This window comes from Reinekea forsetii, from assembly GCF_002795845.1.
Lineage (GTDB): Bacteria > Pseudomonadota > Gammaproteobacteria > Pseudomonadales > Natronospirillaceae > Reinekea > Reinekea forsetii.
This window is the reverse complement of the sequence record NZ_CP011797.1, coordinates 1567900-1580219: the sequence shown is the minus strand read 5'-3', so window position 1 is coordinate 1580219 and position 12320 is coordinate 1567900. Positions and strand designations below refer to the sequence as shown.

General features: G+C 39.8%; 11 protein-coding genes. All 11 read right to left on the bottom strand.

Annotation, left to right across the window (positions count from 1 at the left end; all coding sequences use genetic code 11):
• Position 1: 1 nt before the first annotated feature.
• Positions 2-1243 carry an O-antigen ligase family protein gene (locus REIFOR_RS07330; RefSeq protein ID WP_100256941.1) on the bottom strand — a complete coding sequence of 414 codons (1242 nt, stop codon included), beginning with the start codon at positions 1241-1243 and terminating at the stop codon, positions 2-4.
• Between the two features lie 123 nt (positions 1244-1366).
• A complete protein-coding gene (locus REIFOR_RS07325) occupies positions 1367-2452 on the bottom strand; it encodes a glycosyltransferase family 4 protein (protein ID WP_100256940.1) in 1086 nt (361 codons plus the stop codon).
• 67 nt (positions 2453-2519) lie between these two features.
• Positions 2520-4001, bottom strand: a complete 1482-nt coding sequence (locus tag REIFOR_RS07320) for a hypothetical protein (RefSeq protein WP_100256939.1) — start codon at positions 3999-4001, stop codon at positions 2520-2522.
• A gap of 176 nt (positions 4002-4177) precedes the next feature.
• A complete protein-coding gene (locus REIFOR_RS07315) occupies positions 4178-5560 on the bottom strand; it encodes an MATE family efflux transporter (RefSeq protein WP_145980256.1) in 1383 nt (460 codons plus the stop codon).
• Between the two features lie 239 nt (positions 5561-5799).
• Positions 5800-6861 (bottom strand): FemAB family protein, encoded by a 1062-nt coding sequence (locus tag REIFOR_RS07310; RefSeq protein WP_100256937.1) that lies wholly within the window; start codon positions 6859-6861, stop codon positions 5800-5802.
• 305 nt (positions 6862-7166) lie between these two features.
• Positions 7167-7676 carry a DegT/DnrJ/EryC1/StrS family aminotransferase gene (locus tag REIFOR_RS07305; RefSeq protein ID WP_227003793.1) on the bottom strand — a complete coding sequence of 170 codons (510 nt, stop codon included), beginning with the start codon at positions 7674-7676 and terminating at the stop codon, positions 7167-7169.
• Positions 7677-7763: 87 nt separating this feature from the next.
• The gene (locus tag REIFOR_RS07300; protein WP_100256936.1) at positions 7764-8432 is read right to left on the bottom strand and encodes a PIG-L deacetylase family protein; all 669 of its coding nucleotides are present in this window, start codon (positions 8430-8432) and stop codon (positions 7764-7766) included.
• Entirely contained in the window at positions 8429-9481 is a 1053-nt protein-coding gene (gene pseI / locus REIFOR_RS07295; protein ID WP_100256935.1) for a pseudaminic acid synthase, read from the bottom strand. Before pseI ends, REIFOR_RS07300 begins: the two co-directional genes overlap by 4 nt.
• Position 9482: 1 nt before the next feature.
• On the bottom strand, positions 9483-10268 hold the full coding sequence (locus tag REIFOR_RS07290) for a GNAT family protein (RefSeq protein WP_100256934.1): 786 nt from the start codon (positions 10266-10268) through the stop codon (positions 9483-9485).
• Positions 10265-10984, bottom strand: coding sequence for an SDR family NAD(P)-dependent oxidoreductase (locus REIFOR_RS07285; protein ID WP_227003792.1), 720 nt, complete (start codon positions 10982-10984; stop codon positions 10265-10267). Before REIFOR_RS07285 ends, REIFOR_RS07290 begins: the two co-directional genes overlap by 4 nt.
• Positions 10985-10988: 4 nt before the next feature.
• Positions 10989-12314, bottom strand: coding sequence for an AMP-binding protein (locus REIFOR_RS07280; RefSeq protein WP_145980255.1), 1326 nt, complete (start codon positions 12312-12314; stop codon positions 10989-10991).
• Between the last annotated feature and the right edge of the window lie 6 nt (positions 12315-12320).

The following is a 12320-nucleotide window of genomic DNA, read 5'->3' as shown; positions in this document are numbered from 1 at the left end:
ATTATCGTCCTTGTGAAAAAGTTAAGTTTTTCTGGATAACTCTGTATAACAAAATAGATGTTAACAAAAACATATTCTGAAATGTAGAAATAAACATTAAATAAGCCATCCCACAAAATATAGACACAGCTGCCCATAGGAAAATTTCTTTTCTTGTCCTGCTGTAATTCAACACCGCATTGATAAGGTGGAATGCAAACCAGAATACAAAAAATCCCAAAATAATCAAGCCCGCTTCTGAGCCTAGAAAAATATACCAATTAATAGAGCTATCCTGGCCGAGTGACGACAAATAACCCAGCCCTATTCCAAACAATGGATAGTTCTGTATGGTAGCGATTCCAGTTTCAAGAGCAATCATCCGTTGCCCCACAGAAGTGCCATCTGAAGTCAGAAGTAACTTCGAGGACACTTTATCGTATGCCTCGTACAAAATATCACCTATCCCCATAGTGTAAATAGAAAGAGAGAAAAGAATTACTAGTATAATACCTAAAAATAACAAGGATTTAATCATGCTTAATTTTTTATTAGTGAACACGAAATAAATCAAAACACCGCAAAAAGCAACCAAAGCTAACGCTGCTGAGAAGGTCATCGTTGCCGCTAAGACCAAAAAAATAGAGTATATGCGCGAACCCTTGCGAGCTATATTCGACCTGTAAAAAATAGCGTAAGGAACAAAACAGGCGAAATAATTACCCACTTGGGTAGGTTCAGTCGAAAAACCATATCCACGGAAGAACCCCACTGCAACCGTGGCCGTAGCTTCTTTACTCCTTGGAATCCATTCGAAAACATCAAAACCTAGTGCTGATCGTCCTAGCACCTCTAGAATTACAAACAGGCAGATAAAGTTAACGCCATAATAATTATATTTTAAAAGCTCATTCGTACTAATATTACGTAACCCCATTGCTAAACAACATAGATACATCCCAAACACGACGCCATATGCGAGTAAATAATTACCACCTTTTGCCGTTGGGTTATAAAGCACATTCAGGCACATAAGAAAAAACGCGACAACAATAAGACAATCAACTTTAGAAGTCCTTACTGACACCGGCCTAGCAAAGCCAACATCTAAAAGAATTCGTATTACTATCGAAAACACGGCTAAACACAAAAAAAGAAGAGGTAGCGGTGTCCAATCATTGAAACGTGCAACAGCTGACCAACTGAGCGTTACCAGATGTAAGTTTAAGAATGTATGCTGCCATTTTCCATGGATCAGTCGCATTAAATTAGCCTCTAGCGAGCTCTAACGAGCACCGTTTCATGTACACAAGCCTCTGATTGTAAAATATGATCACTTGAAGTTATTTTCCATATCAATTTGAAAATTTAAAATCCTGGATGCCACTCAGTGATGCGACACACTATTGTAAACGTGTATATATTTTCGAATCAACACGCGCAGATCATATTCAAGCCTGGTTGCCGCCGATCTCTCCAACAAGAATTTCTGCCTTTGTTCGTGCGCAGTAATTTTACTATCTATTATGTTAGCAATTTCTTCATCTGAAGCTTTCAAATTGACAAGGGTCAAATTAAGGTTTGAACATAACTCGTTATGAGGAGGAATATCAGATAGGATAACTTCTGTGGGAAGCGATAGAGCTTCAATGTTAGCTACTCCTATACCTTCCCATTTAGACAAACTAAGATAAACTATACTTTTGTCAATCGCCTCTAATACTTCCTTTCGTGGTTTAACTCCTCTAAACTCAAAAATGTTCTCAAGAGCGGTATTATTAATCTCAGCTCTCGCCGAATCCATCTCAACACCCCTGCCATACCAGACAACCTTACTTAAATTTTTGCATTGTGACAGTACTGATAAGATTCTTGGCACATTTTTTTGTTCGACGAATCTTGCTATTATTATGACATCAATGTTTTTTGTACCGTAACAGATTAGATCATTAACCTGCATTAATTGATCAATATGTATGCCATTTTTAATTGGGTGAATTTTTGATTTTACCCAAGGAAAAGTTTTAATCACTTCATCCCCCACCGAAATACTAACAGGTATTATTGCGTCAAAAAATGATATCCCTAGCCTTAAAAGACTGTATTGAATAAAGTTAAAGTTCACCAAACTATTATGGACATTAAGAATGCATTTGGTGCCAAACAACTTCATGAAAAAAATATACGGGATGAGTGACATATTATGCACATGAATAATGACACGACGATTTTTCTTTTTAATTTTTATTACTATTTTACAAAGCACAAAAAATGAAGTGATGAAATTCAGGCCAAAATATCGCTGTTTTGAATTCACATCTAAATACAAACCTGAAGATCTAATACCTGAGATTGCACAGACATATCCCGACGATTGTCTATCGATCAAGCGATGTGTTTTGTATAAATCATTCCAGGGCATAGAGGTTGATGCAACATGGCGAACAAGGTGAATTACTTTAAAATCGTTCATTTTTATAACCTCTTAACCTTACAACTGCAAAATTCACTAATCAAAAAATACTATTTAAAATATCATGTCAGACAGAACTACTATCAATCAGATGTCTAGGTTTGATTGAATGTCGGTTAAAGATCTTAGTTATGTCTGGCTGCAGAGTAGCGCTTAATTTGAGGTTATTTATACACCTCTCCCAGTTAATCTTTCGCTGCACAGTACCCTCCGAAAATTTATTATTTAATTCCTGTGTCAGAAGACGAATATCTGAAATTGAGACACCAAGGCCACCAGATAAATTTATTACTGCTTTATTTGGTGAGTGATCATGATCGGGCCTATATTCAATAACAGGTCTATTACACAAAATTGATTCTTGAACCAACGAACTGGTGGTGTAAACTATCAGTAGCGATATGTCTGTGAGAAACGTTTCTATCTTTGCATTTTCTATCTTCAGGAAAGGATATTCTTTTAGCAGGGACGAGTAATATGCTAATCGATCTGGTCGGGTTAACTCTTGAGGATGAGGTCTACCGAGACATAACGAACATCCTGATGTTGCAAGTGCATCCAAAATCGCTCGATCGGTAGCTTCTTGCTGAACCCAACGGTTATGACAATCACCAAGCATGAGACCGATAGTTGGAGCTGCTGGGACAGAGTTTGCAATGTCGCGCCAAGGTAAATAGGGATTATCGCCTAACACAATAGTCTGTGTTGCCCCATAGGTATAGCTGGGGAGACTATCACTTATTATTACAAGAATATCGCATTCTCGGGGGACTAAAAGGTTTTCCGTGAGAACAGGCATAGTATAAATGACATTCCTAGTTAACCCAAGCTTGCCTGCAGTATACAGAAACATCTTAGACAAAGGGGTAACACCCTCTCTCAAAAAGACACCTACATCCTCACCAATACATGTTAACTCATCGAAGGCTTTGGTAAAAAGAATATTTGACGCAATAGCCTCTAAAATAACATCCGACTGAATGAAAGGGAACCTAAGTTTAAGTTTTAGGCATTTGAGCTTGGCTTTAAAATTCAATTCAGTAGACGACATTAATTCATAATTATCTATTTCAGAACAACCAACAATCAAATCATACTGTAAATAATGGCTCTCACGATTAAACACTTTAGAACGGAGCGTATTGTTAGTCCAAACTATTATCTTCCTTTTACTTCCTTGATCGCCCGTTACATTTAGAGAGATGTGATATTTTTTAGGCGTTTTAGCTAGCACTTTTAATACGTCACCTGAAGAATGGAGTGCTCGTAATATTGAAATAACTATGTAACGGAGTAACCATGCAAACGACTTATTCTTGGCTGAACGTAACACCAATTTATCAATTAAAAACGTCTGTCTATTTCGTTTGAAGACCTCGCCCCAAAAATCGCTAGGTTCATTTTTTAATACTTCATAGGCATAAGTCGATATATCGAACAATTCTTTTTGCGATAAGGTATTCGATTCAATTTCCATGAAACCGAGTAGTTTAGTGTGTGTCTTTAAATAGCGTATAAAACGAACTAGATAAATTCGATAATTTTTCATTAAACTCTTTGGATTCATTTCAATAATACACTCAAAAAATTATTAGGTCGATTACACTATCAAGCGAATAACAATACATTTCAATAAATTAGCAAAAATACCAGATGGCCAGAACAGATCCAAGAAAGCCAACGCAATGGAAGCTATGGAGATAATCGGTTAAACATATCGAACACTTACAGATAACTCTTTGTAACTATTCTTTTTAACATGATAAATTGACCCTCAAAATACTTGTTTTTGTAACTTAGGCCATATTGAAGCAATAAAATAAGAACGTTTAGTGAACAGAACAAAAACCAGCTAACATTAACGAAAATTGAAAACACTATTGGTGGTATGAAAAGACTTACCATTAATATTATCAGCCAAGGCACACTCTCATATTGCTTTGACTTGAGAAATGCAAAAGCAACGATGATTATCACTTGAGAAAGAATACCAAATACTAGGCACCGCAACAAAATTTCTAGTGTCAATGGATTGTTCATCGTAGATATCACTACAAATGCAAGGGTAGTGATGCAAAAAACTACGTGCGTAATAGCGATCTTTGCGCGTTCACCAACGACAAGCATCCAACTAGAATGAATCGAGACAACCAGTCTACCTAAAAACACTAGATAAATTAGAGGGAGAAAATTGATGACTATGGAATATTCACTCAAATAGTTAGGAATAATATAAGTCGACAAAAGCCAAAAATATCCAGATCCAATAATTAAGTAAGCGAAGAGCGTAACTTGCAAAAACCCTAAGTAACCCAAATAAGAAGACCCTTCATCGCTCGTTTTCACGAAATACTCGCGACCGTATTGTGAAAATAGACTCAAAATTTGACCTGTAATAAGGAATAATAAAGAGCCCAAAAAAGCAAGAAAACCGATGTTCGCAATCCCATCCAAATCAAAATAATAAGCTCCAATAGTCTTTTCTAAAGTTACAGACGGAACCCCAACTAAGGAAACAAAAAAAACAGGGACTCCATAAGTCACGTATTTTTTGACTCGCTGAAAATCAACATATGGCAATAAATGACGTTTAGAAATATGATTTATAAAACAGCAAGTAATCAAATATATGGCAAGTTCCCCAAGGGCCAACCCGTAAATACCATAAAACCAGAGAAGAGGAAGCTGTACAGCTAGTCTTAACAGTACATTTAGTGATCTTGCATACAAGGCAACCTCCATGTCATAGGTATAACGATTAAAAAGTAAGTAATGATTATATATTTGGTAAGGTATCGTTACCAAACCATAGATCAACATCACAGCAAACATCTTTCCATAGAGATCAAAAAAAATGCATATGACTATTGCCAGCAATATTAGCGTAACATTTATTATCAAAACATACGTTAGGGAAACCCTGAGACTCAAATATATTTCATCCAAATCGTTTTTGATGTACCAGCCTGGCAATTTAAGAATCAAACCATCGGTGATGCCAAACTGAAGCATAGGGTGAAAAGTAAAAACGAGCATTGCCAATGTCAAAATCGCGAAATCGTCTTTGGTTAAAAGATAAGCAGCAGAACCAAGAATTAAAGCCTTCACTCCGGTCTCCATGAATGTTGGAATAGACCACTGCGCCAAATGCTTTATAAATATGCTCATAGTTATATATAATCTCGTAATGCTTCGTTATTAGTCACATAAGTAGACTCAAAAGCGTGGGTGTGCTTAGAAAAACTGATATTTTATGCAGGTTGGAAAACTTTTGAAGCATTAAAGTTAACCTTTACTAAATAATTCAAGTTAGTTCTTAACTTTTACGAAGAACAAAGCATTTATTTTTAAGTTTTTGGAAAAATTAACTCAAATTTACATATCATATCGGTACAAAATCCTTCCTTAAACTTGGAAATATCGACTTCTTTTTTTGAGACCTCAATAGAATCATGGGAATATTGTTTCTCACCGATCTTATACCACTTTAAACCAAGAGATTTCATATGATTTATTGCTAACTGCTGAACAACATGGCCTAACGGTTTATCGAATAAACTACGATCATAAGCCGCTACGGAATATAGGCACTCATCCCTTGTATTCTGGAAAAATCCTCCACCCACTAGATCACTACTATCAGGATCATGTAGCATTACTAAAAATGCAATTCCTGAACTGACCATTCGATATTGCATGTCCCAAGTTGAATCGTCACGAGTCACCCTCCCAGACACTACTTCATGCAGATATTTGAATTGATTCCATTTTATTTTATCGATATTTGATGAAGTGAAAATACCATGTCCCCATTCTCGGAGACCTTTATTGATAAAAGGCTTGTAACTTTTCCTATAATGACTCCGTATTTCATCCAATGATAGTGACAGATCTATATACATTTCATGTCTTACCGATACAGTAGCCTCATGCTCCATTCCTTGCCTATACCAATCAGTTAAAACCGTCTCGCGATTGACTCCGATTGGGCCCTGTTGAGTCATTAGCGAACCATGAAAACCGATCTCTGAGATGGTGGTAAGACAATTCATAGCATTTGAGCAAAATCTTTTTCTTAGCTTTCGGGTAGTTGAATCCAAAAATAAAGGCGCTAAGATGGGTTGACCGAGACTTGTTAACTTAAGCTGATCGTTCATTTTAACCGCTGTTAGCAACCATAGTCCACACGCTTTCCCTCCAGATAAAATTATTATACTAAGGTCGGCTGTCTTTGATCCGTTTTGAGATAAGTAAGCGTTCTGATAATTTATCATATCAGCGGCATACTCAACTGGCTGATAATCTAGTTGGGCAAACTGGTCGTTCCAAATTTCATGATTGGTATGTCTGGGAATAAACTCAATGCCATTCAGTGATAGTTGATTAAAAAACTTGCTAATAATGTCCATAAAAAGAAAGCACCATCTTGTAAGCTGTATTTAAGGAATTAAGTTGACCATAAAGATAATCATCAGGAATCTAATCAATTCCAGACAATTAGTTATTCTTCAGTTCTACTTAGGGTATAAGTGTGGTTACCACGAGAACAAAAATAGGACCTAAAACCACGTCCAAAGTCGACAGCATTGGGACTCTATCAGTGATGAGAATTCAACCGCGATCTATTTTTAATTCGGTGATTTGAGGAAAACCCATAAATAAGTATAAGCACATATTATATTTTAAGAAACTTTTAAAGAGATTAGTGATGACTTCAATCCTCTAGACGACCTGTAGCTGAAACTCTATTAACTGGCACTTTGAACCGTGAAAAACCACATAAATCGCCAGCTTTCCTAATGCCTTTGATTCGATCACTTGGATAGACAAGGAGTATATATGTAGAATAATTAGCGGATGCTACAAACGTGACTGGCGTAGTCCACAGTATGTCACCTTTGCCTAAACCCAACGCAAGACAAGCTGCATGAAGCGCTGATGTTGCACTATTCATGGCAAGCGCGTGTCTAGCGCCGGTGATTGAAGTTGAGGCTTTTTCGAACTCAGGCACCTTAGGCCCCTGAGTAAGGAAATTAGATTTCAAGACATCTATAACAGCTTCGATATCAGCATCACAAGTACCTTGTCGACCATAATGAATTATGGTTAAAATTTTCCTAATAATGGGGTATGTCCCTACTTTGCCAGTGGACCAAGATAATCTAATGAAAAATACTTTAATTTTGACAACTGTCAAAAAAAGGTTGACACGTTCAGGGTCCAAAAAAACAGGATCGACTTCCTCCTTTACTTCTTGGTATTTTCATGCCAGAAGTGACTATATTTTCTGGAGTTAATCAGGGACTCTAGTTCATTTTAATTCTCTAATAGAAATAAAACTTTCTGCACTATAAACCCCAACAGAATTGCCTCGAAATTTATTTAGTTGTGATACATTCTCTATGGAACGACTATGGGGGGCATCATGCATTTCTAGTTTGTACGCATCAAGGACTTTCATTTTGATTTGCATATAATTGGTTATATCTACAAACACATTTGGAATAAAAGGCATCAGACCTGGTGTTTGCCACTCAGTACTTGATAAGACTTCAAAAGCATAAATTTCTTTCACACAGAAGTCTGGCTGCGGCCTACAAGCTATCATTACTGCTTTATGTGTAATTTGATGATCAATGTTTAAATCGCCCATATGATGTGTATAGATAATCTCTGGATGGAGTTCATGAATTCTTTTTTCTATTGCTTGTGTAACGTTTAATAAGGCCACCGTATCCATCTTATTATCAGGAAAATCTAAATTATTCATAGATTTTACGCCGATAATATCTAAGGCTTTTTGTGCCGAGTTTAGTCGTGAAGAAACCTCACTATTTACTATTGTTCGGGAGCCAACACCATCTGTCATAAACAAGACATGAACATCATCGCCATGCGCAACATGTTTTGCCATTGTACCGCCACAACCCAGAGCCTCATCATCTGAATGAGCTGCGACCACCAGTACGGTCCGACTCACCCTATGAACTCCCACTTCATTGCTGTTCCGATGGACAGATCACGGTTTATCTTTCTTCCTAGCAACACATCAATGTTTTTTGGAGCCAGCCCGTAGCCTGGGCGAACAATTCTAAGATTTTCATCTGTGAGCGAGTCTCCCGCTTTGACGTCCTTTGCTATATAAAGAGACCGCCGGAACTGCAAAGACTTTTTCTCAACAGCCGCACCGCCATAGACGACGTTACCAACACTTGCCCAAGCTCGCTCGCTCTCTTCTACTAAAGCACAGAATTCAGCTGGTTCCAATGAAAAAGAGGCGTCTACGCCGCCATCTGAACGCCTCAGCGTGAAATGTTTCTCAATTACAGTTGCCCCCAGCGCAGCTGCGGCACAGGGCACGCCGATGCCAAGAGTGTGGTCAGATAACCCTACCTGTAATCCAAACATTTGTTGAAGGTGAGGAATTGTTGCAATATTGGCATCCTTAGCAGTTGATGGGTAATTTGAGGTGCACTTCAGGAGAATTATTTTATCATTGCCCTCAGATCTGGCCGCATTAACTGCATCCTCAATATCCGACACAGTTGCCATACCAGTGGACATGATCAAGGGTTTCCCGGTTGATGCTGCCTTCCTGACAAGAGGTAAATCAACCAACTCAAATGAGGCAATTTTATAGCAGGGAGCGTTGAGTTCTTCCAAAAGGTCGATCGCAGCAGGCTCGAAGGGAGAACTAAAAACGATTAGACCAAGTCTTGCACAACGATCAAAAATAGGCTTATGCCACTCCCAAGGTGTGACTGCCTCTTTATACAATTTGTAAAGATTACGACCATGCCAGGGACTACTTGGATCATTGATAAGAAAATCAGGGCTATCGACATTCAACGTTAGACCGTCCGGACTCGCCGTTTGTAATTTTAGAGCGTGAACTCCTGCCTTTGCAGCTGCATCAACCAACGCCATTGCGCGATCCAATGACTGGTTATGGTTGCCAGACATTTCAGCAATTATGAATGGTGGATGACTTAACCCAACTAAACGTCCGCCAATATTGATGTCCTTCATACTATATCGCCTCAAATAAAAAGGTATCTGAATCACCCATTTGGATAAACCAATTTTCAGGATTTAATAGATCAGGGCCGACCCAATGCCGGTCATATATCTTTAGGGAAAACGGTTGACTGAAATACTCATCATCTGGTCTTCGATGATAAAAATTAGGGTTCCAGCATTCGAATTCCGACAACCCATAATCACTTGCGGGAACAGTTTCCTGAGAGTACAGAAGTTGATAAGTTGGCATTTTACAACCTGCTTTTCTGTATTGGCTAATAACTGGACCAGCTATATTTCCAAAACGCCATTGCTGCCATTCGTCAGAATACTGAAAACGAAGGGGCCGGTCCTTAAATACCAGTGGGTCAAACAGGGTCGTGGTTACGAAGCCTGCGTAAAACGGTGTTACCCACTTAAAAAGCTTTGTTTTAACTGTGGTAAATTTTTGGTTTGCGAACCCAATGATGAAGGGTATGTCATTAACAGCACAAAACTCATCTATTGACTTCATAAGCTGTGAAATTACAGCCAAACCGCGAACCGTCTCCTTCACATACGCATGTGCACCCATATAAACTTTTTCCCCGCAAATGACTAACGGAAACAGACTATAGTGACCGATGATTCCCTGATCTGATTCGGCAATAAAAATAACGGCTTCTCCCTCAGGGTAATCTTGATAGTAATGCCGCCATTTTCTCAAAGTCCATCCATGCGGATTTTTCTCCCCAGAGAATAAATGAACTATATCCTTTGCATCTTCAAACGTGCCTCTGCGTATTTCAAACTTCATGCTGTGCTTCCAGCATCTACCGTCATCACAGAACCTGTGATCATCTTGGCTTCATTCGACATCAGATAATTCACCATGCTGGCGACATCGTCAACATGTGCAAGCTGACCGAGCGGACTGCGCCGCTTGATGGATTCGAGTTTCTCACCCTCCAACCCTTGCGTCATGTCTGTCGCCATGTACCCCGGCGCCACACTGTTCACGGTTACACCAGCTTTTCCAACCTCCCGTGATAATGACTTAGTGAAGCCATTAACGGCTGCTTTGGTTGCACCGTATACCGCGAGGCCCCTGAATCCAGTAGTGCCTATGATCGATGAAATATTAACTATCCTCCCCCTTCCGTTTATTAACATAGGGCGTAAGAAGTACTTCGTGAGCAAAACTGGAGCTTCAATATTTATCCGAATTGCTCTGGAAATATCACTCTCATGCATGGTCGCAAGTATTCCATCTAGCCCGACAGCTGCATTGTTAACCAAACCATACAAACGCCCATATTTTCTTGAGATTTGATTACAGAATTCGTGAATGCCCGAAGTATCTGAAAAATCGTATGACTCAAACACACCGTTATCTGAAGCTGACAACCATTCTTCACACTCAGGTGAGCACTTTCTGCCAACTACCACAACCTGATAACCTGAAGTGTCCAGTCGTTTAGCAATAGCGAGTCCCAATCCACGAGTGCCCCCGCTAACCAATACTATATCCATAATTCTATGTCCTGTTTATCTTGCCAGTGGAGTTATGCTCAATCTCAGCTACAAACCAAATAAGTGCTGGAACTTTGTGTTTTTCCAGACGTCTTCGGCAGTGCGCAATAATGGCATTTTTAAATACAGCCTTGTCAGACACAGAGGAGAGTATCTGAATTTCTGCCGTAACTAACTCCCCCATAACACCACTACTTTTGGGTTTTACAATTACCTCGCCGACACCTTCCACTTCGCGAATGACAGATTCAACTTCTTCGGGAATCACTTTATTACCACCAACATTAATGGTACCAGAGTCACGACCCAGAAAATGAACTCGCCCGCCTCTGATCTCGACGAGATCACCGGTATCAACGAATCCTTCGGCGTTAGTAAGTGAGGCACCCCCAGAGATTACAGGGGTGTGTTTCTCTGGCTTTACCAGCAGTGTTCCGGAATCACTGATGCGAAGCTTGTTACCCGCTATACCCTCGTCAAGATATCTTTGAGGGAAACCCGGCAGTCCGTCCGTGACGGAGAAGCCAACACCGGCCTCGGTAGACGCATAGATATGAGCCACTCTCGCTGATGGAAAAGCCGATTTAAGTGCATTTAGAACAGACCTATCCGCTGGCTCACCACCGAGTGTTACCTGCCTGAAAACATGACCCTGCAACGCACCGCTCATCAATAATTTACGCCAGTAAGTGGGCGTTGCAGATAGAGCGTTCGCGTGGCTGTCACGAAAAAAATTCACCTGCCCACTAAAGCTCTCGATTCGATTGCATAAAACGAGCTTTGAACCGCTGGACAACGCCTGCAGTACAACCTGAAGGCCCGCAAATCTAAAGGGATCGAAAACTAGGCCCCAAATAAAATCTTTGCCCCGACTAACGTCAACTTTACAGGTTTTCGTGAGACTGTCAGTTGAATGTTCTATCAGTTTTGGGATACCCGTTGTCCCGGATGTAGCCAGCACCCACCGAGTTGCATATCTTACCGCCGGGGTGGGGTTACCATCCACATATTCCTCCTTAGCGGGTACTCTCACCTTACAGTCCAACGATTCACTAACTGTCAAGTTCGCCTGGAACTGCCGTTTCAAATGAACGTAATCATTTGATTTTTGCAGGGACGCCGGCACCAGAAAGACCACTTCGGAAAAACCGTCAAGCGCAAGCATCCATGTAAGTGCACTCACACTGTCTGATAGCTCCAAGGCAACCCGCGGCTTGTCTGTGAGCGGGAATAATTTCCTACAAGCGACAATATCCCGCTTTAGCTCGCCGGCCGTTATCTGCCTTTCTGGCGAGACCCATAAGAGCTGTGAGTCATCAACTTTGTTCAATAGCTC

What these genes read in the sequence shown, in the direction of transcription:
- REIFOR_RS07330 (WP_100256941.1), bottom strand. Translation starts at nt 1,243, where the DNA reads ATGCGACTGATCCATGGAAAATGGCAGCATACATTCTTAAACTTACAT.
- REIFOR_RS07325 (WP_100256940.1), bottom strand. Translation starts at nt 2,452, where the DNA reads ATGAACGATTTTAAAGTAATTCACCTTGTTCGCCATGTTGCATCAACC.
- REIFOR_RS07320 (WP_100256939.1), bottom strand. Translation starts at nt 4,001, where the DNA reads ATGAAAAATTATCGAATTTATCTAGTTCGTTTTATACGCTATTTAAAG.
- REIFOR_RS07310 (WP_100256937.1), bottom strand. Translation starts at nt 6,861, where the DNA reads ATGGACATTATTAGCAAGTTTTTTAATCAACTATCACTGAATGGCATT.
- pseI (WP_100256935.1), bottom strand. Translation starts at nt 9,481, where the DNA reads ATGAAGGACATCAATATTGGCGGACGTTTAGTTGGGTTAAGTCATCCA.
- REIFOR_RS07290 (WP_100256934.1), bottom strand. Translation starts at nt 10,268, where the DNA reads ATGAAGTTTGAAATACGCAGAGGCACGTTTGAAGATGCAAAGGATATA.
- REIFOR_RS07285 (WP_227003792.1), bottom strand. Translation starts at nt 10,984, where the DNA reads ATGGATATAGTATTGGTTAGCGGGGGCACTCGTGGATTGGGACTCGCT.